The organism is Streptomyces sp. DSM 116793, from assembly GCF_057320905.1.
In genome coordinates, this window is record NZ_CM170494.1 from 4,381,482 (window position 1) to 4,406,216 (window position 24,735).

At 75.4% G+C, this 24,735-nt stretch carries 17 protein-coding genes and 2 tRNA genes; 9 read left to right on the forward strand and 10 right to left on the reverse strand.

The features are described from left to right. Nucleotides 1-332 precede the first annotated feature (332 nt). From ACSMXW_RS16960 to ACSMXW_RS16975, 4 genes are all read right to left on the reverse strand, one after another. On the reverse strand, nucleotides 333-2,879 hold the full coding sequence (locus ACSMXW_RS16960) for a glycosyltransferase family 39 protein (RefSeq protein ID WP_485807431.1): 2,547 nt from the start codon (nucleotides 2,877-2,879) through the stop codon (nucleotides 333-335). Beyond that, nucleotides 2,876-4,474 (reverse strand): bifunctional glycosyltransferase family 2/GtrA family protein, encoded by a 1,599-nt coding sequence (locus tag ACSMXW_RS16965; protein ID WP_485807433.1) that lies wholly within the window; start codon nucleotides 4,472-4,474, stop codon nucleotides 2,876-2,878. The genes ACSMXW_RS16960 and ACSMXW_RS16965 overlap by 4 nt, the downstream gene beginning before the upstream one ends. A gap of 113 nt (nucleotides 4,475-4,587) precedes the next feature. Then, nucleotides 4,588-6,300 (reverse strand): sensor histidine kinase, encoded by a 1,713-nt coding sequence (locus ACSMXW_RS16970; RefSeq protein WP_485807434.1) that lies wholly within the window; start codon nucleotides 6,298-6,300, stop codon nucleotides 4,588-4,590. Between the two features lie 83 nt (nucleotides 6,301-6,383). Next, entirely contained in the window at nucleotides 6,384-7,130 is a 747-nt protein-coding gene (locus ACSMXW_RS16975; protein WP_485807436.1) for a response regulator transcription factor, read from the reverse strand. A gap of 613 nt (nucleotides 7,131-7,743) precedes the next feature. Between ACSMXW_RS16975 and ACSMXW_RS16980 the strand changes: the two genes are divergently transcribed. Then, nucleotides 7,744-8,511: a sulfite exporter TauE/SafE family protein gene (locus ACSMXW_RS16980; RefSeq protein ID WP_485807437.1), complete on the forward strand. Its 768-nt coding sequence runs from the start codon at nucleotides 7,744-7,746 to the stop codon at nucleotides 8,509-8,511. A gap of 119 nt (nucleotides 8,512-8,630) precedes the next feature. On the opposite strand, the gene ACSMXW_RS16985 is transcribed toward ACSMXW_RS16980, so the two are convergent. Beyond that, entirely contained in the window at nucleotides 8,631-9,023 is a 393-nt protein-coding gene (locus ACSMXW_RS16985; protein ID WP_485808098.1) for a protein-tyrosine phosphatase family protein, read from the reverse strand. A gap of 157 nt (nucleotides 9,024-9,180) precedes the next feature. Here ACSMXW_RS16985 and ACSMXW_RS16990 point away from each other — a divergent pair, with 157 nt between their 5' ends. Beyond that, complete coding sequence (locus ACSMXW_RS16990) at nucleotides 9,181-9,663, forward strand: pyridoxamine 5'-phosphate oxidase family protein (RefSeq protein WP_485807439.1); 483 nt, start codon at nucleotides 9,181-9,183, stop codon at nucleotides 9,661-9,663. 68 nt (nucleotides 9,664-9,731) lie between these two features. Here ACSMXW_RS16990 and ACSMXW_RS16995 read toward each other — a convergent pair whose 3' ends face one another. Next, nucleotides 9,732-10,055 (reverse strand): hypothetical protein, encoded by a 324-nt coding sequence (locus ACSMXW_RS16995; RefSeq protein ID WP_485807441.1) that lies wholly within the window; start codon nucleotides 10,053-10,055, stop codon nucleotides 9,732-9,734. A gap of 196 nt (nucleotides 10,056-10,251) precedes the next feature. Here ACSMXW_RS16995 and ACSMXW_RS17000 point away from each other — a divergent pair, with 196 nt between their 5' ends. Genes ACSMXW_RS17000 through ACSMXW_RS17015 form a run of 4 tightly spaced genes read left to right on the forward strand, consistent with a single transcriptional unit; the run spans nucleotide 10,252 to nucleotide 12,311 of the window. After that, complete coding sequence (locus ACSMXW_RS17000; RefSeq protein ID WP_485807442.1) at nucleotides 10,252-10,734, forward strand: DUF5994 family protein; 483 nt, start codon at nucleotides 10,252-10,254, stop codon at nucleotides 10,732-10,734. A gap of 28 nt (nucleotides 10,735-10,762) precedes the next feature. Next, entirely contained in the window at nucleotides 10,763-11,587 is an 825-nt protein-coding gene (locus ACSMXW_RS17005) for a YcaO-like family protein (RefSeq protein ID WP_485807443.1), read from the forward strand. A 53-nt stretch (nucleotides 11,588-11,640) separates the two neighbouring features. Then, nucleotides 11,641-11,844 carry a hypothetical protein gene (locus ACSMXW_RS17010; RefSeq protein ID WP_485807444.1) on the forward strand — a complete coding sequence of 68 codons (204 nt, stop codon included), beginning with the start codon at nucleotides 11,641-11,643 and terminating at the stop codon, nucleotides 11,842-11,844. Beyond that, the gene (locus tag ACSMXW_RS17015) at nucleotides 11,841-12,311 is read left to right on the forward strand and encodes a hypothetical protein (protein ID WP_485807446.1); all 471 of its coding nucleotides are present in this window, start codon (nucleotides 11,841-11,843) and stop codon (nucleotides 12,309-12,311) included. The genes ACSMXW_RS17010 and ACSMXW_RS17015 overlap by 4 nt, the downstream gene beginning before the upstream one ends. Nucleotides 12,312-12,895: 584 nt before the next feature. On the opposite strand, the gene ACSMXW_RS17020 is transcribed toward ACSMXW_RS17015, so the two are convergent. After that, nucleotides 12,896-12,968 (reverse strand) — tRNA-Arg (locus ACSMXW_RS17020). A gap of 306 nt (nucleotides 12,969-13,274) precedes the next feature. Then, a tRNA-Ser gene (locus ACSMXW_RS17025) sits at nucleotides 13,275-13,365 on the reverse strand. 195 nt (nucleotides 13,366-13,560) lie between these two features. On the opposite strand from ACSMXW_RS17025, the gene ACSMXW_RS17030 reads away from it, so the two are divergent. After that, on the forward strand, nucleotides 13,561-14,007 hold the full coding sequence (locus ACSMXW_RS17030) for an SSI family serine proteinase inhibitor (RefSeq protein ID WP_485807448.1): 447 nt from the start codon (nucleotides 13,561-13,563) through the stop codon (nucleotides 14,005-14,007). A 468-nt stretch (nucleotides 14,008-14,475) separates the two neighbouring features. Then, a complete protein-coding gene (locus ACSMXW_RS17035) occupies nucleotides 14,476-19,602 on the forward strand; it encodes a PAS domain-containing protein (RefSeq protein ID WP_485807449.1) in 5,127 nt (1,708 codons plus the stop codon). Nucleotides 19,603-19,886: 284 nt separating this feature from the next. On the opposite strand, the gene ACSMXW_RS17040 is transcribed toward ACSMXW_RS17035, so the two are convergent. Both ACSMXW_RS17040 and ACSMXW_RS17045 read right to left on the reverse strand, forming a co-directional pair. After that, nucleotides 19,887-21,554 (reverse strand): long-chain fatty acid--CoA ligase, encoded by a 1,668-nt coding sequence (locus ACSMXW_RS17040; RefSeq protein ID WP_485807451.1) that lies wholly within the window; start codon nucleotides 21,552-21,554, stop codon nucleotides 19,887-19,889. 569 nt (nucleotides 21,555-22,123) lie between these two features. Further along, nucleotides 22,124-22,795, reverse strand: coding sequence for a SigE family RNA polymerase sigma factor (locus tag ACSMXW_RS17045; protein WP_485807452.1), 672 nt, complete (start codon nucleotides 22,793-22,795; stop codon nucleotides 22,124-22,126). A gap of 1,017 nt (nucleotides 22,796-23,812) precedes the next feature. Here ACSMXW_RS17045 and ACSMXW_RS17050 point away from each other — a divergent pair. Then, entirely contained in the window at nucleotides 23,813-24,703 is an 891-nt protein-coding gene (locus ACSMXW_RS17050; RefSeq protein WP_485807453.1) for a bifunctional DNA primase/polymerase, read from the forward strand. The last annotated feature ends 32 nt before the right edge of the window (nucleotides 24,704-24,735 follow it).

The window sequence follows — 24,735 nt, forward strand, 5'->3', positions numbered from 1 at the left end:
CCGCCCCGCCAACGCGCGCGGCTGCGCGTGCAGCGCGGGCCGGTGGCCCAAAGCGGCACGGGCGGCCCCCTGGGGCCCGGGCCACCCGCGGCCTTCGTCGTGGCTGGTCGCGCAGTTCCCCGCGCCCCTTCACACGGGGCTGCGCCCCGCCAAGGCGCGCGGGCGCGCGGCTGCGCGTGCAGCGCGTGCCGGTGGCCCAGAGCGGCACGGGCAGCCCCCTGGGGCCCGGGCGACCCGCGGCCTTCGTCGTGGCTGGTCGCGCCGTACCCCGCGCCCCTTCACACGGGGCCCCGTCCCGCGATGTGAAGCGCCCCCGTGAGGCGTGTGTTCGGTCAGTTTTTCTGGGTCAGGTCGTAGAACGTGGCGTCGCCCGCGGTGACCTTCTTGAAGGTCGTCTCCACCCAAGAGCTGATCTCCGAGGAGATGCGGCTGCCGCCGTGGCTGAAGCCGGCCTGGAAGCCGGCCTGGGTGTGGCCCTCGGCCCCGGGTGCGGTCATTCGGCCCATGCCGCCCGCGATGAAGTAGTGGATCCTCCCGTCCGCCACGTCCTTCTTGAACTGTGCGAGGGTCGGCGACGGGTCGCTGCCGTTGAAGCCGCCGATCGCCATCACCGGATCGCCGGTGGCCAGCTGGTAGCTCGCGGCGTTCTGGGCGCCGACGGCCGCGGCGGGCCAGGTGTACGCGTCGGCGTTCCGTTTGAGCAGCGCGGCGGCGGCGTCGGACACCCTGGCGCCGTCGAGCAGGCCGCCCATGCCGCCTCCCCTGCCGCCGTGCATGCCCCCGGCAGCACGGCCGCCGGGAACGCCGCCGTTCCAGCCCCGGGCACCCGCCTGAGGACGGCCCTGGCCCCACCCTCCGGTGGCCCCGCCGCCCTGCCGGGCACCGCCCCAGCCCTGCCTCTGGCCGCCGGCACCGGGGAAGCCCGGCCGGACACCCATGCCCTGGGCCGCACCGGGGCGCCCCTCGCCCGGCGCACCGCCGCGCCACCCACGGCCGCGGGGGCCCATCATGCCCGCACCGGGCGGGCCCGCCGTGACGATGGAGCCCGCGTGGGCGGTGTTCACGGTGGTCAGGGAGTATGCGAACGGGCCCGCCAGGCAGGCGGCGATGCTCAGCCCGACCGCGGCGACCGCCCCGCGCCGCACGGCGCGCCCGGTGAGCGCCCGGCCGAGCACCCGCCCGAAGCCCCCGCCGCGGCGGCCCGCGGCACCGGCCGCGGGCCACGTCGGACTCGCCGGACTCGCCGGAACCGCAGGGCCCGCGGGAGCCGCCGGACCGGCGGAAGCCGCGGAAGCCGCGGAAGCCGTGACCGGGGCACCCGGCGGCAGGGGCGGCACGACGGGCACCGCCCCGGCGCCCACGGCACCGTCCGCCGGGGCCGGCCGAGCGGCGGCATGACGCCCGTGGTCCGGCTCCCCGGCGGAACCGGCAGCCGGAGCCGGCCCCGCGACAGCACCGCCCACCGGGGCCCCACCCATCGGGGCCCCGCCCAGCGCCGCCCGCCCCGGACGTCCCGTCGCCACCAGGCCCAGTGCCCCCGCAAGCCCCCCGAACAGCACCGCCCACCGCAGCCAGGGCAGGTAGTCGGGTGTGCGGCCGAGCAGGGTGAAGGACCACCAGCCGGTCACCGCGACCGTGCCGGCCAGGCCGAGCAGCGCCCAGAGGCGGGACCGTTCCTCCCAGAGCACGGTGGCGCCCATGCCGGCCAGCGCGGCGATGTACGGGGCGAGCGCCACCGTGTAGTACTGGTGGAAGATCCCGGCCATGAAGCTGAAGACGCCGGCCGTCATCAGCAGCGCACCGCCCCACGCCACGAAGGCCGCGCGCGCCGTGTCCGTCCGGGCCGCCCGCCGGGTCACCGCCAGTCCGGCGACCAGCAGGATCAACGTGGCCGGCAGCAGCCAGGAGATCTGGCCGCCGACCTCCGGGGTGAACATCCGGGTCAGGCCGGTCCCGCCCCAGTGCCCGGCCCCGCCGGGCCCGCCCGACCCGCCGGGGCCGCCGCCCCCGCCGACGCTGCCGGTCTCGTCGCCGTTGATCCGCCCGAAGCCGTTGTAGCCGAACGTCAGCTCAAGGAAGGAGTTGTGCTGGGAGCCGCCGATGTACGGGCGCGACGACGCGGGCCACAGCTCCACGACCGCGACCCACCAGCCGCCGGACACCACCAGGACCACCGTGGCGAGCAGCAGCTGCCCGAGCCGCCTGGCCGGCCGCACCGGCGCGCACACCGCGTACAGCAGGGCGAGCGGCGGCAGGATGAGGAACGCCTGGAGGGTCTTGACGAGGAACGCCAGGCCCACCGCGGCCCCGGCCGCCACCAGCCACTTCGTGCTGCCGTGCGCCAGCGCGCGGAGGACGCAGTAGACGGTGACCGTCATCAGCAGGGCGAGCAGCGCGTCCGGGTTGTCGAAGCGGAACATCAGCGCCGCGACCGGCGTCAGGGCGAGGACGGCCACCGCGATCAGTCCGGCCGCCGCGCTGAACCGGCGCCGCACCGCCGCGTACAGCACGGCCGCGGTGGCCACCCCCATCAGCACCTGGGGCACCAGGATCTGCCAGGAGCCCAGGCCGAAGATCCGCACCGAGAGCGCCATGGGCCACAGCGCGGCGGGCGGCTTGTCGACGGTGATGGCGTTCGCGGCGTCCAGCGAACCGAAGAAGAACGCCTTCCAGCTCTGGCTGCCGGCCTGCGCGGCGGCGGAGTAGAACGAGTTGGCGTACCCGGAGGCGCTCAGGTTCCACAGGTAGAGCAGCCCGGTGGCGAGCAGCGACAGCAGGAGGGCCGGCCGCACCCACGCCGCGTCCTCGGCCCGGCCCCGCCACAGCAGGGCGAGGCGACCGGTACGGGCCGGACGGAGGGTCAGGGGATGGGTCGTCATCGGGGAGTCCTCGGATCGGGGGCGGAAACGGCGTCGGGGGCCGACGCGAGGTCGCGGGCGGAAGCGGGTACGGGAGGGGAAGGGGGCGCGGGTACGGGAGGGGACGCGGGTACGGGAGGGAACGCGGGTACGGGAGGCGGCGTGGGGGAGGACGCGGGGGAAGGCGTGGTGGAGGCCGCGGGGTGCGCGTCCCCCGTCCGGTACGGCGGCTCGCGGCTCTCCGCGAACACCCACACCCGCATCAGCAGGAACCGCAGCACGGTGGCCGCGAGGTTAGCGGCCACGAGCACCGCGAGTTCCGTGGAGTGCGGCGCATCGGCGCGCGCCGTGTGCAGCGCCGCTAGCGACCCGCTGGTCAGCGCGAGCCCGATGGCGAACACCACAAGCCCCTGCGCCTGGTGCCGCAGCGCACGCTCACGGCCGCGCACGCCGAACGTAAGCCTCCGGTTGGCCGCGGTGTTGGCCAGCGCCGACACGAGCAGCGCCAGCGCGTTGGCGGCCTGCGCCCCGCAGAACGTCCGGAAACCGGAGTACAGCAGCAGGTAGAAGAGTGTCGAGAGGACCCCGACGACGCAGAATCCGACCAGTTGCCGGGCGAGCCCGCGGGGCACCCCGGCCAGCGCCCGGTCCCGTGGGTCGTCGCCGAAGGGGCGCGCAAGGCGGTCGAGCGGCAGCGCCCCCACCGCCAGCGCGCGCCCCACCCGCCAGACGCCCTTCAGGTCGTCGACGGCGGTCCGCACGATGCGCACGGTGGAGTCCGGGTCGTCGACCCAGTCGACGGGCACCTCGTGGATCCGCAGCCCGGCGCGCTCGGCGAGCACCAGCATCTCGGTGTCGAAGAACCACCCGGTGTCCGCCACCATCGGCAGCAGCTCCCGCGCCACCTCCCGCCTGATCGCCTTGAAACCGCACTGCGCGTCGGAGAACCGGGCGGCCAGCGAGCCGCGCAGGATGAGGTTGTAGGCGCGGCTGATCAGCTCCCGCCGGGATCCGCGGACCACACGCGCGCCACGGGACAGCCGGGAGCCGATGGCCAGGTCGGAGTGGCCGGAGATGAGCGGCGCGACCAGCGGCAGCAGGGCGTTGAGGTCGGTGGAGAGATCGACGTCCATATAGGCGAGGACCGGTGCCTCGGACGCCGACCACACGGCGCGCAGCGCCCGCCCGCGCCCCTTCTCGGCCAGCCGGACGCTGCGCACCCGGGGCACGGACGCCGCGAGCCGCGCCGCGACCTGCGGGGTGGCGTCGGCGGAGGCGTTGTCCGCGATGGTGATCCGGAACGGGTACGGGAAGGTGCGCGCCAGGTGGGCGTGGAGCCGCCGCACACAGGGTTCGAGGTCCCTCTCCTCGTTGAAGACGGGGATCACGACGTCCAGAATGGGCACGCCGGGCGTCCCCGGGGCGCCCCCGCCCCCCGCCGGGAGGTGCTCCCGCGCCGGCAGCGCCCCGGGGCCGAGGCGGTGTCCGGGGCCGGCGCCCGAGCCGGCGGCCGCGCCCGCGCCGGCACCCGCGCACGCGCCCGGGCCCACTCCCGGGCCCGTGCCCGCGCCCGCGCCCGTGCCCGCGCCCGCGCCCGCAGAAGATTCGGTTCGCATGCCGTCGACGCTCGCGAAACGCGCTGTCAGGGGCGTGTGCCGAGGCTGTGGCGGGCCTGTGAGTCGGTGCGGTGCGGTGGTTCCCTCGCCCATGGCCCCGGTCGCGCGGCGTCCTACGGCACCCCGCCCGCGGGCGGCCGCTCGGCGGGGAGCAGCACCGTGAAGACCGTGCGCCCCGGCACACTCCGTACGCTCACGGTCCCCCGGTGCGCCGCGATCACGGCCTGCACGATGGCGAGGCCGAGGCCGGTGGAGGCGGTGGAGCGAGTGGCGCGGGTGGCGCGGGTGGCGCGGGCCGGGTCCGTGGGGCCGTCCGCGGGGCCGTCCGTCGCCGCCTCCCCCTCCGGCACCGGGGTGCCGTCGCCACCCACCGGCACCCGTGCCCGGGACGCGTCCCCGCGGGCGAACCGTTCGAAGACGTGCGGCAGCAGCGCGGGCGGGATGCCGGGCCCGTCGTCCTCCACGTCGAGCCGCACCCAGGACCCGTCCCGCCGGACGCGGGCCGTGACGGTGGTGCCGGGCGGGGTGTGCGTGCGCGCGTTGGCGAGCAGGTTGACCAGGACCTGGTGGAGGCGGGCGGCGTCGCCGGACACCGGCATGGGCTCGTCCGGCAGGTCGAGCCGCCACGCGTGGCCCGCGCCCGCCGCGCCCGCCGCCCGTGCGTCGCTGAGCGCGTCCACCACGATCGGCGAGAGGTCGGTGCTCCGGTACGAGAGCGGGCGTCCCGCGTCGAGCCGGGCGAGCAGCAGCAGGTCCTCCACCAGCCCCGACATCCGGCGCGCCTCGGACTCGATCCGGCCCAGCGCGTGCCGGGTGTCGGGCCCGATCTGCTCGTGCCCGCGCCGGGTCAGCTCCGCATAGCCGCGGATCGAGGCCAGCGGGGTGCGCAGTTCGTGGCTGGCGTCGGCGACGAACCGCCGCACCCGCGTCTCGCTGCGCTGCCGGGCGTCCAGCGCGTCGTGCACATGGTCGAGCATCCGGTTCAGCGCCGCGCCGACCTGCCCGACCTCGGTGGCCGGGTCGGCCTCCGCGTCCGGAACCCGTTCGTAGAGGGTGACCTCCCCGCGGTGCAGGGGCAGTTCCGAGACCCGGGTGGCGGTCGCGGCGACCCGGCGCAGCGGACGCAGTGCGACCCCGACCGCGGCGGCGCCCGCGAGGGACGCCGCGACGAGCCCGGCCGCGGTGACGCTCACCTCGACGGCGATCAGGGTGTGCAGCGTGTTGGTCACCCGGTCGGTGGGGAGCCCCACGAGGAACGCGCCGCGCTCGCCCTTGACGGCCGCCGCGCGGTACTCGCCGAGGCCGGGAACGTCCACGGTGTGCGGCCGCCCGTCCCGGGGGACGCTCCCGAGCGCCGTCTCCTGCGCCCGCGTGAGCGCTGCGGCGTGCGCCTGTCCGCCGGACCTGGCCGCCTGCTGCTCCTCGCTGACGACGGCACGCGTGATGGTGCCGTCGCCGTTCAGCGTGGCGCCGATGGTGCCCAGCTCCTGGGGGCCCCTGCTGACGAAGTCCAGGGGATCGTGCCTCGGCAGCAGGGGGCCGGGCGGCGGCCCCTGCGCTCCGGGCGGCCGCTCGGACCGGGACACGTAGGCGTGCGGCCCCGCCGCCCGCGCGCCCAACTCGCCCAGCTGCCCGTCCAGCTGCTCGTAGAGGTGTGAGCGCAGGGCGATGGTGGTGACGGTGCCGATCACCGTGCAGACGACGGCGATCAGGGTGACCGCCGCCAACACGAGCCGGGTGCGCAGCGACCGGCTCCGCGGGGGCCGCCGCGACCGTGCCCCGCGGCGCCGGCCGGGCCCGGGGCCCGCCCGGCGCCACCGCCCCACGGGGGCAGCCCGGTCCGTGCCCGGACCACTGGCCGGTGGCGGGGTGGGCGGGCGGTCCTGCGCGCCCCCACGGGGCGCGTCCCTCACGCCGCGACGGCGGGCTTGATCAGGTACCCGGCACCGCGCCGCGTGTGGATCATCGGCTCACGGCCCGCGTCGATCTTCCGGCGCAGGTAGGAGATGTAGAGCTCGACGACGTTGGCCTGCCCGCCGAAGTCGTACGACCAGACCCGGTCGAGGATCTGCGCCTTGCTGAGCACCCGGCGCGGATTGCGCATGAGGAAGCGGAGCAGCTCGAACTCGGTGGCGGTCAGATGGATGCTGGTCCCGCCCCGGCTCACCTCGTGGCTGTCCTCGTCCAGGACGAGGTCCCCGACGACCAGCGTGGAGTCGCTGCGCCGGTCGGCCGCGCCGGAGCGGCGGATCAGGCCGCGCAGCCGGGCGACGACCTCCTCCAGGCTGAACGGCTTGGTCACGTAGTCGTCCCCACCCGCCGTCAGCCCGGCGATCCGGTCCTCGACGGCGTCCTTCGCCGTCAGGAACAGCACCGGTACGTCGGGCAGTTCACGACGGAGCCGGCCGAGGGCGGAGAGGCCGTCCATGTCCGGCAGCATCATGTCGAGCACGACGGCGTCGGGCCGGAAGGCGCGTGCGGTCTGCACCGCCCCCGTGCCGTCCCCCGCGCTGCGGATCTGCCAGCCCTCGTAGCGCAGAGCCATCGACAGCAGCTCGGTGATGGACGCCTCGTCGTCCACGACTAGCACCCGGACGGGCCTCCCGTCCGGCCTGAGCAGTTCGGTACGCCCCTGGGGCGAGGTGGTCGCGGTCATGGCCTCAGGTTCCTGGGCCTCCGTGAAGGGGATCTTGGCCTTGTCTGTGAATTCCCTGAGAAAACGCGAACGGCGCGCGGGGGCCGCCGGAGGCGCCGTGCGCCCTGAAGGGGCGCGGGAAACCGGGAGCACCTGGCACGGCCTCCGGGCAGTGGGGAGCGACCAGCCACGACGCCGCCGCAGCGGGCCACCGGGCCGAGCCCCTTGCGGACGCTTGCCCGCCCACCGGCCGGTGGGGGCTCCACCGGCCGGTGGAGGCTGGTCGCGCGATTCCCCGCGCCCGTCTCGGGGCCCCCGGCGGCCGGACGGCGCCGCATGACCGGAGCGCATGACCGGGCCCGTTGGCAGGGCCGCACGGCCGGGCCACGTGACCGGATCGCACGGCCGGGCCCCTTGGCCGGGGCGCATGGCCGGGGGCCGCATGACCGGGCCGCACGGCCGGGCCCCTTGGCCGGGCCCCTTGGCCGGGCCGCACGGCCGGAACGATTCGTCCGGGATCGAAGAATCAGCCGCTTAACGTGCCGCGCATGGGATCTCGGCGAAGGAACGGCCGCCGCACGCCGCTGCCCACTGTGGCACCGCACGGCAGTGCGGCAGCGGAAGGCAGGGGCGCATGACGGTCTGGGAGATGCCCGCCGTGTTCGGCGCGGGCCTCGCGGCGGGGGCCGTGAACACGGCCGTCGGCTCCGGCACGCTGATCACGTTCCCGGTGCTGCTGGCCACCGGCCTGCCGCCGGTGACGGCCACCGTCTCGAACGCGCTCGGGCTGATCCCCGGCTCCCTCAGCGGCGCCCTCGGCTACCGGGCCGAGCTGCGCGGCCAGCGCCGCCGGATCCTGAGGATGTGCGCGGGGGCGCTGGCGGGCGGCCTCACGGGGGCGGCGCTGCTGCTGACGCTGCCCGCGGCGGCGTTCGCGACGATCGTTCCGGTGCTGGTCGGCATCGCCCTGGTCCTCGTCGCGTGCCAGCCCCTCATCGCTCGGCACGTCCGGCGCCGCCGACCCGACGCCCCCGCCCGGCCGGACGGCGGCCCGCTCCTGCTCACCGGGCTGACCCTCGCCAGCGTCTACGGCGGCTACTTCTCCGCCGCCCAGGGCATCATCTACGTCTCCCTGATGGGCATGTCCCTGGGCCCGGACGAGCCCCTGCAACGCCTCAACGCCGTCAAGAACGTCCTCGTGGCCGTCGTCAACACGGTCGCCGCGCTCTTCTTCCTCGCCGTCGCCCCCTTCGACTGGCCGTCCGTCGCCCTCATCGCCCTGGGTTCGGCCCTCGGCGGCGGGCTCGGCGCCCGGGCGGCCCGCCGCCTGAGCCCCCGGGTCCTGCGCACCCTGATCGTGGCGGTCGGCACGGTGGCGCTGGTCCACCTCGTGTGGAGCTGACGGCAGGCGTCCCGTCCCGCCGTCAGCGCCCACCGCCGTGGCCACCGAGCCACCGAGCCACCGAGCCACCGAGAACGAGCCGTGCCTCCCCCGCCGCCGGCGTCGACGTGCGCTCCGCACTACCCGAAGCGCCGCACGAACCACCGCTGCCAGGGTGTCTCCACGGCCCGGCGGGCGTAGTGCTCACGGACGTAGTCCACGGCGCGGTCCGCGGGCACCCCGTCCAGGACGGCCAGGCAGGCCAGCGCCGTGCCCGTCCTGCCGTACCCGCCGCCGCAGGCGATCTCGACCCGCTCGGACGCGGCCCGCCGCCACGCCTCCCGCAGCGCCCCGGCGGCCTCGGCACGGTCGGCGGGAAGACGGAAGTCGGGCCAGCGCACCCAGCGGCTCTCCCAGCCGACGGGCGCCGGCTCCCGCCCCAGCAGGTAGAGCCCGAACTCCGGAACGGGCCCCTCCGGCACCCCGCGCCGCAGCCCCCGTCCCCGAACCGTCCGCCCGGAGGGCAGCCGCATCACCCCCGCGGCCGCCGCCTCCCACGTCCCCGTACGCGCGCCGTCGCTCACACCGCGAGCGTAACCATGGCGGACGGCACCGGAGCGGGGTTCACCGAGCGCGGTACGCCGCGCGGGCAGCAGGCGGCAGGCGGCAGGCGGCAGGTACGGTCGTCGCGTGGACCTGTCCCCGGCCGAGGCCCGTGCCCGCTTCGCCGCCTGCGCCGTCGCCAGACTGGCGACGGCGGACGCCGACGGCGTCCCGCACCTCGTACCGATCACGTTCGCCGTGCAGGACGACGTGATCCACACCGCGATCGACCACAAGCCCAAACGGACGGGCGGAACGGGCGAGACGGACCGGACGGGCGGAACGGGCCGGACGGGCGGAACGGGCGGGGCGGCCCGCCTCCGCCGGCTGCGGAACATCGCGGCCAACCCCCGCGTGACCGTCCTCGCGGATCACTACACCGCCGACTGGTCGTCCCTCTGGTGGGCCCGCGCCGACGGCCGCGCGGAGATCCACCACACGGGCGAGCCACACCGCCGTGCCGTGGCGCTCCTCCGCGAGAAGTACCCCCAGTACGCTACGACACCTCCCACCGGTCCCGTCATCACCATCCACGTCGACGTCTGGCGGGGCTGGACCTCGGCCGGGTGAGCCGGGAGGCCCCGGCCCCTGCCCGGGCGCCGGGGCGGAGCGAGCGGGGCACCGTACCGGCCTGCCGCTCAGGACGGGTCCGGGCCCTGGTCACCGTCGTCCGCCTGGGAACGGTCACCGCCCCGGGAGCCGTTCTGGAAGCCGTCCTGGGAACGGTCATCGGAGGACGACTCGGTGCTCGCCAGCCAGGATCGTGCGGGCTCCGCGGGATGCGTCGTGTCGACGGTGAGGTGCAGACGGGTGCCGCCTTCGCCGCCGGCGGGGTAGCTGCGCTGCTCGGTCGCGGAGAAGCAGCGGCGGAGCACCTCCGCGACACGACGGGCCACCTCGGGCGTCGCCGCGACGACACGGATCTCGGCGCGGCCCGCCGGGGGCAACGGCTCCCCGCCCATGGACGACACCTCCCGTGCTGCACGGACTCAGCACCCAGCGTAGGCCGACCGCGAGCGCTCTGCGTGTCGGACAGGCTGCCCAGAGTGGGCCGCCGGGCACGCACCCCGGCCGCATGAGGTGAGCGGAGTAACCTGGCTTGCAGCGCATCAACCGTTCCCGAAGGACTACCAGGACTACGCAGAGGGGCGGACTCCCATGGCCGACTCCGGCACATCCTCTGCTCCCCGGCGCCTGCCGAACAGCGTCCCCGAGGCTGTCAGGCCCGGGACGGCGCTCCTTCGCCTGGAGACGACACAGTCCCGCGAGGGCATCCTCGACGGAGCCTGGTGGCCGCGCTCCCGTACCGTCGCCACCGAGCTTCCCCCACTGGTCCGCGCGCTCACCGGGCACATCGGACCCATCACCCGGGTGGGGCTGGACGAGGCGGCCTGGGAAGAGCTTCCGACCCGCCTGGTCATCGACGACCGCGTGGTGCACATCGACTCGTTCGCGATCGGTGACGACACCGTCCTGATCACGCGCGGCGACGAGGACTACTTCTCGCTGCTGGTGATCCCCCCGCAGACGGCGCCGGAGGCGGCGCGCGCCGCGATGGCCCAAGCCGTCCGCGCCGACAACGTCACCCAGCCGGAACAACTCCTCATCGACGCCGGCGCAGCACGGGAACCGTCGACCTGACCCCGCAAGGCCGTCCCCGCCCCTGGACGTGCCCGTCTTCCTGCACAGCCCCGCGTACCTCGAGCTGAGGCCGCAGCAGCGCCAGGAGGCGGTGGCGGACACGTTCGGCTACCTGTCCCTGGAGCGGTTCAGCAGCAACAGCGGCACCGCCATCGGCACCGACGCCACCGAAGCCCTCGGCCACGCCCTGGCGGAGGCGATCGAGCGCGACGCCTACTCCCTGCTGCTCGTGACCACCTTCCTCTCCCCGACACCCGCACCCCTGCGGCTGGTCGAGCACGACAGCCTGCCCCCGCACCTCAGGGCCCTCCACGCCCGCGCCGAGCAGTACCTGGCCGGCCCGGTCGCGCTGCTCGACATGACCACCGACCTGGGCGTCCCGGCCTGCTGCGCCCACGCCTCCCCGTGGCGCGGCCACCTGATGCAGGGCTACGGCGCCTCCCTGTCGGCCGAGTACGCCGTCCAGCGCTCCCTCGGCGAGCTGGTGCAGGTGGCGGCGGTGGCCAGGGAAGAAGACCACTCTCCGCCCTCGCTGGATGACCTGGAGCCGTATCCCCGGCTGCTGGCCGCCGCACGGGCGGACTTCGACTCCCACCTGGACGCCGCCAGGCCCACCCCGTTCACACCGACCCGCGCACCGGCCACCCCGCGCGGGCATCTGCGGCAGCTCGACGAGGCGCTGGCCGGACGCGGACACCGCGCCTACGGCCACGTCCTGCACACCGAGCCCAACGGCATCGCCACGGTCACGGCCTTCACCCCCGGCCTGGAACGCTTCTTCGCCGTCACCAAGGGATGCTGCGTCGTGCCCGGACCGAGAGCGCGTGCGACCGTGCACGCGCGCGGGGCCTGAACGAGCCGATCCCACAAGCCAACGAAGGCGCAGCACCGCACCACCTGCGTACCGTGGGCCACGCGGAGGTGCAGGGCTACGGCGGACGCATCCTCCCGGGCACCGTGGTGACGGCGCACAAGCACGACGAGGGGCTGCGCGCCGTCCTGGACGACGGATCAGCCGTCACCGGCTCACGACTGCTGCTCGCCACCGGCCTGACCGAGGAGCTACCGGACATCCCCGCCTGGCCGAGCAGTGGGGACGCCGGGTCGTGACGTGCCCGTACTGCCACGGATGGGAACTGCGCGACCAGGCGATCGGCCTGCTGGCCTACGGCATGGACGACGTGGAGCTGGCCCTGCTGTGGCGGCAGTGGAGCGCGAACCTGACGTTCTTCCCCCACACCGCGCCCCGGCCCGCCGCGGAGGAGGAACGGCTCCTTGCGGCGCGCGGCATCACGGTCGTGGACGGCGAGGTGACCGCTGCGGAGACCCGTGCCGGCCACCTGACCGGCATGCGCCTGGCCGACGGCACCCTGGTGCCGGTCGACGCCCTCGTGGTGAGCACCCGCTTCACCGTCCGACATCCTCGCCGCCGAGACCCGGCACTCGCCCGTGCGCGTGCCCTACTTGCCCGGGTCGTCGGCCCAGCGAAGGAAGTAATAGGGCCCATAGAGCAAGCACCAGACCACGACAGCGACTCCCGCGGTCAGCACGATGATCGTGATCTTCCATCGTCGTGACACGTCAACATCACCCCTCTGAGCGTCCATGGGTGCAACTACGGTCTCTGAACAGGAGGCCGCACCGCTGCCGTCCGGTTCCACCCACCGAGGTCGGAGTCAAGTCCTGCCTTCTCGCCCCGGGTCCCACGGCGCAGCAGCCGGGGCCTGGTCTCCGGGACGCCGTACGGAACCCCGACCGAGCCGGGAAACCTGCCCCGGATGCTCGCACCGCGCACCCGTCGCGCCGGCCTCCGGGTGATCCCGCTGCGGAACACCCGGCACACACGCAGCTCACCCCTGGTCGCGCTGGGTGTTCACCCGAAGGGCCGCGCTCGGCGATCAGACCGTGGCGGAGCAGGAGCACCATGATGCCGGCCAGGGGTGGGGCAGCGGATCCTCAGGCACTCGGGGATCGCCATGCGGGTGGAGGTCCATGCGGCGGCACGTGACGAGGAGGTGCGCCGCTCCCGGCAAGCCGTCCGACGCCATGGGTACCGCCGGCTGAGACCGTCGCTGCCCTCCGCCGGGTTGCTGTACTTCGCCGCTGTACGCCCCCCGAAACGCCAGGGGCCCCGGATCGCTCCGGGGCCCCTGGCGTGCTGCGCACTCGGCAGGATTCGAACCTGCAACCTTCTGATCCGTAGTCAGATGCTCTATCCGTTAAGCTACGAGTGCCCGTGTTCTCTTGTGCTGCGCTGGTTTCGTCCGGGGTCCGCGCCCCGTCCGCTGCGCGGGAACAACATTACATGACCCGTGCCGTCAGGCGAAATCCGTTTGGGTCACCCAGGCTGACCTGCGATTTGTTCCCCCGGGAGGGGGACGCCGTCCGGCGGGTGGGTCGGTGCGGGCGAGGCGGGGCGGATGGCGGCCGGCGGGGCGGCGGGGCGGTGCGGCGGGCCCCGGATCGGGGGCGGGTCGGGCGGGCGGTGTTCGGACACGCCGAAGCCCCGGCCGCAGGGGCCGGGGCTTCGGATCACGGTGCGGAGGCGGAGGGATTTGAACCCTCGATGGGGTTTAAGCCCCAAACCGCATTAGCAGTGCGGCGCCATAGACCGGACTAGGCGACGCCTCCAAACCTCGCCCGCGCAAGCGCGGCGCGAGCAGATGATGACACAGCCGAGCGGGCTGTCACCAATCGGCCCCCACGGTACTAGGCAGGCAGGCCACAGGGCAAAGCCCATTCGGCGCGCAACGTCTCGGGGCGCTCGGCGTTAGACGCGGTGAAGCCGCGTACGCCCCCGGCGTACCCGTAACCCCAGGAGCCGCCATGCTGCACCGACTCGCCCTCACCGCCGCCGCCTCCCTCGCCGCCGTGTCCGTGGCGCCCGCGCTGGCCCATGCGGAGAGCGCACCCTCGCTGGGCCTGCCGCCGCTGTTCGCCGACCACGACACGCTCACGGTCATGGTCACCGACGCGGGCCCGGGCATCGACGGAACGTACAGCCTCGAATGCCGCCCGAACGGCGGTACGCACCCCAACCCGGTCGGCGCCTGCGGCAGACTCGGGCAGCTGCTCCAGGACGGCCGCGATCCCTTCGCCGCCCTGCCGGAACGCAGCGTCTGCACCCTCCAGTACGGCGGCCCGGCCACCGCCCACGTCACCGGCACCTGGCAGGGCCGCGCCGTGGACGCCACCTTCACGCGCAAAGACGGCTGCGAGGTCAACCGCTGGGACGCCCTCGTCCCGGTCCTACCGTCCGTGACCCCCAGCTGACCCTCCGCCCGCCGGACGCACGCGCGATAGGACGCACGCGCGATCAGGCCCCTCCACGCGGCCCCTCCCCGGGCCCCGGGGGAGCGCACCCGAGGAGACCGGGCAGCCCCGCGCACGCCCCACCGCCGACCCCGCGCACACCCTCCGAACAACTCTCCGGACGACCCCCGCGCCCCCTCCGGACAACCCTCCGCCCACACCCCACCGAACAACCCCACCGCACACATATGCCCCCAGAGGTCATGCCAGAGGTCATGCCAGAGGTCATGGCGGCCCCCACGGCCGCCATGACCAGGCACGGGTTCGAGGAAGCACAGCTTCCACCCGCGCCCTCCCCGCAACACCCGCTCATCCGGCGTCGCGAGCGCAACCGCTGCCCGTAGACTCGCTCGCGTGACACGCTGCGGGCAGAGAGGCAAGATGGCCCGGGCGGCCAGTACGGAGCGGTAACAGGGAGGATGCGTCGTCGTGAGCAGCAGGCCATCCCGAGGCGCTGCTCGCCTCGCAGCCATACTCGACGCACTCCCGGACGCTCTGGTGCTGGTCAACGCCAACGGCACGGTCGTCAACGCCAACACCATGGCCCTGGAGTTCCTGGAGGCGCCGGGCACCGCCCTCGTCGGGCGCGGGCTGCTCGACCTGCTGCCGCACTTCGACTCCCGGCTGATCCCCGGCTCGATGCGCCGCCCGGACACCACGGACGAGCTCGGCCGCACCAAGCCGACCCGGATGATGGCCCGCCGCACCGACGGCAGCGAGTTCCCCGTCGAGGTCACGAGCGCGAATCTGGAACGCGGCCAGACGGCGTACGACACCCATGGCTACACCGGCGACGAGCTGCTGATGCTGGTGGTGCGCGACCTGTCCGGCACCCTCGACACCGAGGCCGAACTCGCGCGTTCGCAACGGCAGACGGAGATGATCCTGCGCGCCGCGGCGGAGGGCGTGGTCGGCACCGACACCGAGGGCCGGGTGGTGCTCGTCAACCCGGCGGCCGCCCAGATCCTCGGCTACCGCGCCAGCGACCTCGGCGGCAAGGAGCTGCACACCCTCGTCCTGCACTCGCGCGCCGACGGCGAGCCGTTCCCGTACGCCGAGTCGCCGCTCGCCGACACGCTCAGGTCCGGGCGGAAGCACCGGGTGCGCGGGCAGGTGCTGTGGTCGAAGAAGGGCGAGAAGGTCGCGGTCGACCTCACCACCGCCCCCGTCCGCGACGGCGACCAGCTCGTCGGCGCCGTGATGACGTTCACCGACCGGCGCCCGTACGACAGCCTGGCCGCCGAGAAGGACGAGGAGGCAGCCCGGCACCGCGAGGAGCTGGCACGGCTCCGCGAGGAGCACGCCGCCGAGCTGGCCGAACTGAACGAGCGGCACGCGGCCGAGCTGGCCGCCCTGCGCGCGGAGCACGCCGAGGCGTTCGAGGCGACCGTCGAGGCGCACGAGGAGGAGCTGGCGGTCGAGAAGGACCGTTACGCGGCGCTCGCCGAGCGCGAGAAGGACCGCTACGAGGCCCTGGACGAGCGGCACGAACAGCTCCTCGCGGTGCTCGGCGGCTCCCTGCGCGGCCCGCTCGACGAACTCCGCCACGAGCTGTTCGCGCTGGCCCAGGACGACGGCGGCCAGCTCTGGCCCGAGGCCAACCAGGTGCTGCACCACCTCGCCGCCGGCTACTCCCGCATCACCACGCTCGTCGACAACGTCCTCCACTACCAGCGGCTCGACGCGGGCACCGACCAGCTCTACAAGCGGCCGGTCCTGATCGACGGCGTGGTGGCCGCGGGCGTGGACGGGGCGGTGGAGCTGATCGGGCCGGGACGCGCGCAGTTCGCCGTGCACGCCCCGCCCATCGAGGCGGAGGTCGACCCCGACCGGCTCGCCACGGCGCTCGCCCACCTCGTCGCCGACGTGGCCGGCGTGGACGCCACCGGAAACGCGCCCGTCACGGCCGGCGGCTACATGGACTCCACCATCGTGGTGGCCGCCGCGCAGCGCGGCGACGTCGTACGCATCGAGGTGCGCGGCCCGTACGCCGGCGGGGACCTGGTGCACGAGCCGATCGTGCGCGGCATCGTGCGCGCGCACGGCGGTGTTCTGCAGACGCACGAGGTGCCGGGCATGAGCGGCACCGCGTACGTCCTGGAAGTGCCGATCGGGGGCTCGGCGGCGCCCAGCGGGTTTGGCGCGGCGGCGCCCGCGGGTGCGGCCGGGATGCCCGGTGTGCCGGGCGCACAACCCCCGGGCACGGACCCCGCCCTGGGCGACCCCGCCCAGGGCGCGCCCCTCGGCGGCCACTCCCAGGGCGGCTCCTCGGGGAGCCCGTCAGGGGCCGGTGTCGCACTCTACGGAGGCGATCCCTCCGCGTACCCGACCGCCCCCTCGGCCTACCCCGACGACCCGTCCGCCTACCCGGCCGACCCCTCCGCCTATCCGGAGGCTCCCGCGGCCTACCCGGACGATCCCGCGGCGGGCGGCGCGCCCGCCGGCCCTGCCGCCCCCGCCGGACCTGCGGCGCCCGCCGGACCTGCCGCGCCCGCCGCTCTCCCCGCCGCCGGGGCCGCACCGGCCCAGGAGCCGGGCGCCGCACTGGCGCTGCCCCAGCAGGCGACGGGCGGGCGGCGCAGGGCGCGGCGGTCCTCGGTGGACGCCTTCCTGGAGAGCGGGGCGGGCGGAGCCGGCGGCGCGACCGGGGCGCCGGGGCAGGAGCCCGCTGGGGGCGACGGCACGGACGGTTCCGGGACGCCCGCGAAGGGCGGGACCGGGCGGCGCCGCGGCCGCCGCGCCGAGGAGCCCCAGGAGGTTCCCCAGGCACCCAGCGCGGCGCCCACGCCGGCCGGCGGTACGGGCCGCAGGCGCGGGCGCCCCGCGGAGGGCGCCGTCACGACGGCCGCGGAGCACGCGGCGGGCGCCGCGGCCCAGGGCCAGGCGGTGCCGCCCCAGGGCGTGCCGCAGAGCGGGCCCGCGCCCACCGGGCGGCGCGCGCGCCGGGCCGCCGCCGAGCTCCCGGGCCAGTCCGCACAACCCTCCCAGGGCGCCCAGGGCGCCCAACCGGCGCTGCCGCCCGCGCCCGCGCTGCCCGCGGGGCCGTCCACCGGCGCGGCAGGCCGGGCGCCGGGCGCCGCCGATCCTGCGGCAGCCGCTCCGGTACCGCCGAACACGCCGGTCCAGACGCCGCCGGGCGCCCCGGTCCCCGTACCCGCCGGCGCACCGGTCCAGGTGGCCCCCAGCGCACCGGTCCAGGTGCCGCCGGGCACGCAGGTGGCCCCCGGCAGCCCGCTGCCGCACGGGACGGCACCTGCTGCGGGCGCGCCGGTGCCAGCGGGCGCCCCGGTGCCGCCCGGCTCGGTGCTTCCGCCGGGTACGGCGATTCCGCCGGGCTCGCCGGTGCCGCTGGCCAAGCCCTCGGACGCCCCGGTGGGCGGCGGCGCGCAGGGCGCGGGGCACGGCACGGGTGCCGCGCAGGGCGCGTCCGGTACTGAGGGCGGCGGGGTGGCGCACACTGCTGCCGGAGGGCCCTCCGGGCGCCGTGCGCGCCGGGCGCTCGCGACGGCCGGGGACCGCACACCGGCCGAAGGCCCCGCCCCGCGCGCCATGTTCGCGCTGCCGCCAGCGGAGGCGGACCGCACCGACGCCGACACGGACGGCACCGGTGGGCACGCGGCGGCGTTGCACAACCCCGCCGACGACCACACGCCGCCCGAGCCGCACCCCCTGGAACCCACCGGCCGCCGCCGTGCCGCGACGGCACGCCCCGGCCACCAGGCGGACCCCCGTGTCGATCCCCGCGTCGGCCCCGTGCCACAGCAGTCCGCCCGCCCGCGGCACGGCACCGGGGCCGGGGCCGGAACTGGGTCCGGAGCTGGGGCCGCGGGCGCGCCCGCCCACCCGGCGGCCCAGTCCTGGCCCGGGGGACCCGGCGGGTCGGGAGCATCCGGAGGGCCTGTCCCGGCCGCCGGCACCGGCGCACCGCAGGGCCCCGCGCGCCCCGCGCCCGCGACTGGCGTGCCTGCCACGCCCGGTGCGCCCACCGGGCCCGCCGCGCAGGACCAGCGCCCACGGCCCGAGCTGTCCGCCGGCCCCGGCGCCGGCCCCGGGACCGCCCCGGGTGGTGCGCCCGGCGCGCCCACGCCCCCGGCCCAGCACGGCACACCCCACCCCGGCACACCCCACCCCGGCACACCACAGCCGGGCACACCCCAGCCGGGCACACCGCAGTCGGGTGCCCCCCTGCCCGCCGAGCGCGTCGGCCGCGGGCAGCAGGCGGCACCGTCCGCCCGCGGTGCCGCCCAGGCCGGTGCACCGGACCCGGACTCGACCCAGGGGCGTGCGATCAGCGTGCGCACCCTCGGGCAGGGCGTGCCGTTCGGGCGGCGGATTCCCGAGCAGCCCGGCACCGGCCGGCCGCAGGCGCCCTCCGGCCCCCCGGCCTCCCCGCCGGCCCCGGGCCCGTCCCACCCGCCGCGGCAGGCCACCACCACGCCTGCGGGCGCCGCGCAGCCCCCGCAGCAGTCCGGTCAGCAGCCCGGCGCCCAGGCCCAGCCCCCCGCCCAGCCCCCCGCCCAGGCCACCGGCTCCACCCAGGCCGCCGCCAGGCGCCGCAAGCTCGGCACCCGCGAGGCGGAGGGCGGCACGCCCGCGACGCCCGCGGCGGGGACGCCGTCGCCGCTCGGCCCGGCCAGGCCTACTTCGCAGACGCCGACCCCGCCCCCGCCCGCCGCGCACACCCGCCTGGCGTCGGCGTCCGAGGGCGCCGGGCGTTCCTACGCCATCGGCGCGCCCGACGAGGACGCCGACGAGGGCCCCGAGCCGCTCGACGGTCCCGGTGGCGCCGTGGAGGTCTCCGACCAGCCCGCGCCGCAGCCGCTGGACGACGAACTGCCTCCCGAACCACTGGACAACCCCCGCCGCCTGCTCGTCTGGCCGGCCCCCGACGTCTACACGCAGCAGGCGCTCAGCGACCGCGGCTACCGCCCGGTGATCGTGCACTCCCGCGAGGAGGTCGACGCGCAGATCGCGGCGTTCCCCGCCGCCCTCTTCGTCGACCCGCTCACCGGCCCGATCACCAGGACCGCCCTTCAGTCGCTGCGGCAGGCCGCGGTCGCGGCCGAGGTGCCCGTCCTGGTCACGGCCGGGCTCGGGCAGGCGACCAGGGAGGCGGCGTACGGCGCCGACCCCGCCGTCCTCCTCAAGGCGCTCGCGCCGCGCGACAGCGAGCAGCACCCGCCGCGGGTGCTGCTCATCGAGGAGCACCCCGAGATCGCGCTCGCGCTGACCGCGGCGCTGGAACGGCGCGGCCTCCAGGTGGCCTGCGCGGCCAGCGACGCGGACGCGGTGACGCTGGCCGCCCAGATGCGGCCGAACCTGGTCGTCATGGACCTGATGCAGGTACGCCGCAGGCGCGCCGGCATCGTCGACTGGCTCCGTGCGAACGGCCAGCTGAACCGCACCCCGCTCGTCGTCTACACCGCCGCCGTCGACCACGCCGACCTGCCCCGCCTCGCGGCCGGCGAGACCGTCCTCTTCCTCGCGGAGCGCTCCACCAGCGGGGAGGTGCAGGCGCGGATCGTGGACCTGCTGGCGAAGATCGGGACGAACTAGGAGGTGCGGGCCGGTGGGCCCGGCGGGCCGACGGGCCGACGGGCCGACGGGGCCCGCCGGTGCGGGCGGCGCGTCGAGCGCCGGGTGCCGGATCCCGGGTGCCGAGGGTGCCGGGTGCCGACGGCAGGGTCCAGCGCCGGGTGCCGGCGCCCGGCCGACCGGGAACAAGCCCGTTGGGAGCCACCCCGACAGGCGCGGGAAGTGGGGCGCCCCGGGGGTACCCCCGGGGCCTCGCCCGCACGCTGCTCAGGGCGATCCCACGCTGACCGGGGCCCGCCCGGCGCTCAGATGCGCGTGACGTCCAGCTCCCCCGCCGCGTACTGCCGCCGCAGTACCTTCTTGTCGAACTTGCCGACGGACGTCTTGGGCACCGCCTCCAGCAGCGTCCAGCGTTCCGGAAGCTGCCACTTGGCCACCCGGCCGGTGAGGAAGGCGCGCAGCGCGGCGAAGTCGGCGGTGGCGCCCTCCTTGAGGACGACCGTGGCCAGCGGCCGCTCGCCCCACCTGTCGTCGGGGACCGCGACGACGGCCGCCTCGGCGACGTCAGGGTGCGCCATCAGCGCGTTCTCCAGCTCCACGGAGGAGATCCACTCACCGCCGGACTTGATGACGTCCTTCACCCGGTCGGTGAGGGTGAGATAACCGTCCGGGCTGATGGTGCCGACGTCCCCGGTCTTCAGCCAGCCGTCCGCACTGAACTTGTCCGCGGGCCGCAGCGGTTCGCCGTCCGAACCTCCGTAGTACGCGGCGGTGACCCACGGCCCGCGCACCTCCAGCTCGCCCGCCGACCGGCCGTCCCACGGAAGCCGCGTACCGTCCGCGCCGGACAGCCGCGCCTCGACGCCCACCGGGAACCGCCCCTGGGTGACGCGGTACCCGAACTCCTCCTCCGTGCCGAGGGCGCGCGCGGGCGGCCGGGCGACCGTGCCGATCGGGGAGGTCTCCGTCATGCCCCAGGCGTGGCAGAGCCGCACCCCCAGCTCGTCGAAGGCGGCCATCAGCGCGGGCGGGCAGGCCGAGCCGCCGATGGTGACCAGCCTGAGCGAACTGACGTCACGCGGCCGCTCCGCCAGCTCGGCCAGCAGCCCGTGCCAGATGGACGGCACCGCGGCGGCGTGCGTCGGCCGCTCCGTCTCGATCATCTCGGCGAGCGGCCCCGGGTGCAGGAAGCGGTCGGGCATCAGCATGTTGACGCCGGTCATGAAGGTGGCGTGCGGCAGGCCCCAGGCGTTCACATGGAACTGCGGCACCACGACGAGGCTGGTGTCCTCGTCCGTCAGCGCCATCGACTCCGCCATGTTGACCTGCATGGAGTGCAGATAGATGGAACGGTGCGAGTAGACGACGCCCTTGGGGTCCCCGGTGGTGCCGGAGGTGTAGCACATGGCGGCGGCCTGGCGCTCGTCCAGCTCGGGCCAGTCGTAGGCGGTGGGCCGGCCCGCGATCAGCTCCTCGTAGTCGTGGACGTGGGGCCGTACCGGGCCCTGCTCAAGAGCGGCGTCGAGGACGGCCCGGTCACCCGGACCGGAGACGACGACGTGCTCGACGGTGGGCAGCTTGGGCAGCAGCGGGGCGAGCAGCGGAAGCAGCGAGCCGCCCACGATGAGGACGCGGTCGGCGGCGTGGTTGACGATCCAGACCAGCTGGTCGGCGGGGAGCCGGAGGTTCAGGGTGTGCAGGACGGCGCCCATGGCCGGAGCGGCGAAGTAGGCCTCCACATGCTCGGCGTTGTTCATCATGAGGGTGGCTATGCGCTCGTCACCGCGGACTCCCAGTTCGTCGTGGAGCGCGTGCGCGAGTTGCGCCACCCGCGCGCCGACCTCCGCGTAACTGCGGCGGCGGGGCTCGCCCTGTGAAGTCCAGGTGGTGATCCGGGACGCGCCGTGTACCAGCGCGCCGTGCTGGAGGATACGGGTGACGGTCAGCGGTACGTCCTGCATCGTGCTCAGCACAACGTCCTCCCGGGCGGCGTCGCGACACCTGCCGGCGGCCGTCCACCAGTTCACGCACGGGCGGCTGCGCGTGGGTGGGCGGCGCCTACGCGGCAGTAGGGGTGTGGCGATTGTCTGTGCATACCGGCTGGTACGTCACTACCCGTGGCAATGATCGATCATGACGGCCGTGCACCGGTGCGCCGGTGCGCCGTGGTCACCGGAGTCGCTAGGGTCACTCGCTCACTGGGTCGGTCGGTCACTCGGTCCTTGGGCCGCTCGGGCCGCTCGGGCCGCTCGGATCGCCCGGGTCGCTGGGGTCGCTCGGATCGCCCGGGTCGCCCGGGCTTCTGCATGGCTCGTGCGGGGGGCGTGCCGTTGCCCGGTGGCGTGTTGCGCGGTGTCACCCGGAGGCCGGGTGTCGCGCGGGAGCGCGGCTTGCGCGTGGGGGGCTTGCGCCTAGGCGAGGAGCGTGCTCGTCGGCCGCCTTGGGTGGGCTTGCGCGTGGCGGTCTCACCGCATGGGCGGCCCTGCGCGTGGCGGTCTCACCGCATGGGCGGACTTGCGCGTCGGCGGCCCTGGGGGACCGATCAGGCCGCCGGGGTCAGCTCGGGGTCGTCGCGGAGCTTGCTCAGGGCACGTGAGACCGCGCTCTTGACCGTGCCCACCGACACGCCCAGCACCTCGGCGGTCTGGGCCTCGCTCAGATCCTCGTAGTAGCGCAGGACCACCATCGCGCGCTGCCGCGCGGGCAGTTTGACGATCGCCCGCCACATCGCGTCCCGCAGTGCCTGGCTCTCGGCGGGGTCCTCGCCCGGGACGGTCTCCGGCTCCGGCAGTTCCTCGCAGGCGAACTCGTCGACCTTCCGCTTGCGCCACTGCGAGGTACGGGTGTTCAGCAGCGCCCGCCGGACATAGCCGTCGAGGGCGCGGTGGTCCTCGATGCGGTCCCATGCGACGTACGTCTTCGTGAGCGCCGTCTGCAGCAGGTCCTCGGCGTCGGACGGGTTGGAGGTCAGCGACCGGGCCGTACGCAGCAGTACGGGGCCACGGGCTTGGACGTACGAGGCGAAGGAGGGGTAGGTGTGCCGTACCCCATAGGCTTCGTGCGCCGTGCGCGCCGTGCGCACGGCAGGATTCCGCGCCGTGCGCGCCGGATGCGCCGGGCTCGCCGCGGGGACCACGGGAGCTGCGGCCGCCGCGGGCACGCGGGCCGTGGTCGTGGCGGTACTGGTGCGGACTGGCGCCAGAAGAACGGTCATGGCTCCACGCTAGATTCGTGCCCCTCCCTGCGGATCGGCCGAAGGTCCCGAAGCGCTGTCCCCCTCAGGTTGTACGAGGGGGGCTGTCTCCACCTCCTGAGGGTGGAGGCGGGCACGGCGTCCCCTGCGGGTCGTCCCTGAGGCCCGGCCGGAGTCGGGTGCCGGAGTTCCCAGGTACGGCGCCGGCGTTCGCGCGCACGGTGCCGGAGTTCCCGCGCACGGCGCCTGAACACCCGGTTCGGCCCACCTCGTGACCCGCCGGTGTCCCGGTACGCGACTGCGCGGCGGTGCGTCGTGCACCGCCGCGCAGTCCCTCACACCACCCCCATGAATGACCTCGGTCACCACCTCCTCAGGCGTCCGTCCCAACAGACCTCGGAATTCCCCTACGGCCCTGCTCCCCGCCACCACCTCTGCTTCCTTCTGATCTCCTTCGTGGCCTCCCTCGATCCCCTCCGATCCCCTCCGGTCCCCTCGATCTCCTCCGGTCCCGTCGATCTCCCCTGGTCTCCCCTGATCTCCCCTGATTTCCTCAACCCCCGAACCCCGCCCCCGACCTCCGGCCCCCGGTCACCGGCCCCCACACCGGCTCCCCGCGCCTCGGAACTCCCGGATTCCGCACGCTTCCCAACTCCCCGTCCCTCGGGCCGACAACGGACGATCACCACACCGGATGCGGTGATCACGGCGTTGCGAGTTCAGAGTTGCCCACCGGAACCGGCCGAACCACCTCCAGCGTCCCGATTCGCTCGCAAGCGTGATCCCATCCCCGTAAACCTCCCGTGCTCCCCGCGCCACCCGCGTCGGGGACGCCGTTCGACGGCCGGCCGCGTACGAACCGAGGCCCGCCCCCCACCCCGCCCCGCCCCGAGGGCGAACCGCCCTTGTCCCCGCCCCCACGGGCCGTCCAGCCCTCCCCACCGTTCGACACAGCAGTTCGACCCAACCGGCCGAATCCCTCCCCACGCGCCACCCACCCCCCTTCCCTTTATCGAACGTACGTACGAAAATAGCGCCATGCCCACCACCGACCGGCATGCCGTGCCCCCCGCAGCCCTGACCCTCGCCCATGCCCTCGCCGCCGCCGAGCGCGGGCTGGCCGTCTTCCCGCTCTCCCGCAACAAGCTGCCGGCGCTGCGGTCACCGCACCACGACGAGCCGGTGCCCCCGCTCTGCCGCGGCGAGTGCGGACGGTTCGGGCACGGCGTGTACGACGCCTCGTCCGACCCGCACCGGGTCCGCGCCCTCTTCGCGGCCGCGCCCCGGGCCACCGCGTACGGCATCGCCTGCGGTGTGGCGCCGCACCACCTCATCGGCGTCGACCTGGACACCAAGCCGGGCACGGACTCGTCGGCCGCGCTCCGCGAACTGGCACTACGGCACCTGTTCACCATCCCGCCCACCGTGGTGGTGATCACCCCGAGCGACGGCCGCCATGTGTGGCTGAGCGGTCCACCCGACGTGGCGGTGCCCAATTCGGTGGGCCGGCTGGCTCCCGGCATCGACATACGGGGGGCGGGCGGCTATCTGGTCGGCCCCGGGTCCCTCACCGCGCGCGGTGTGTACAGCGCCGTGCCCGGCACGGGGCACCTGCGGCCGGCGCCCTGCCCGCCCGCGCTCCTGCGCCTGCTGCTGCCGCCCACGCGCCCGTACCAGGCGGTGCCGGGGCCGGACGTGCCGGCCGAGCAGCGGGGCGCGGGCCTGGTCCAGTTCGTGCTCGCCTCGCACGAAGGCCAGCGGAACACCCGTCTGTTCTGGGCCGCCTGCCGCGCCCACGAGAACGGCCTCGCGGAGACGCTCACGGCCCCCCTGATCGCCGCGGCCCTGGAAACCGGCCTCACGGAACAGGAGGCCCGCACCACCATCGCCTCAGCCGCCCGCCTGACGGCCACACGCGGGCGGGGGTGAGGGCAGCCGCGGCCTGGGGTGAAGGAACCCGC

Coding starts and splice junctions, on each gene's coding strand:
- ACSMXW_RS16960 (WP_485807431.1), bottom strand. CDS start 2,879: ATGACGACCCATCCCCTGACCCTCCGTCCGGCCCGTACCGGTCGCCTC.
- ACSMXW_RS16965 (WP_485807433.1), bottom strand. CDS start 4,474: ATGCGAACCGAATCTTCTGCGGGCGCGGGCGCGGGCACGGGCGCGGGC.
- ACSMXW_RS16975 (WP_485807436.1), bottom strand. CDS start 7,130: ATGACCGCGACCACCTCGCCCCAGGGGCGTACCGAACTGCTCAGGCCG.
- ACSMXW_RS16980 (WP_485807437.1), top strand. CDS start 7,744: ATGACGGTCTGGGAGATGCCCGCCGTGTTCGGCGCGGGCCTCGCGGCG.
- ACSMXW_RS16985 (WP_485808098.1), bottom strand. CDS start 9,023: ATGCGGCTGCCCTCCGGGCGGACGGTTCGGGGACGGGGGCTGCGGCGC.
- ACSMXW_RS16995 (WP_485807441.1), bottom strand. CDS start 10,055: ATGGGCGGGGAGCCGTTGCCCCCGGCGGGCCGCGCCGAGATCCGTGTC.
- ACSMXW_RS17000 (WP_485807442.1), top strand. CDS start 10,252: ATGGCCGACTCCGGCACATCCTCTGCTCCCCGGCGCCTGCCGAACAGC.
- ACSMXW_RS17030 (WP_485807448.1), top strand. CDS start 13,561: ATGCTGCACCGACTCGCCCTCACCGCCGCCGCCTCCCTCGCCGCCGTG.
- ACSMXW_RS17045 (WP_485807452.1), bottom strand. CDS start 22,795: ATGACCGTTCTTCTGGCGCCAGTCCGCACCAGTACCGCCACGACCACG.
- ACSMXW_RS17050 (WP_485807453.1), top strand. CDS start 23,813: ATGCCCACCACCGACCGGCATGCCGTGCCCCCCGCAGCCCTGACCCTC.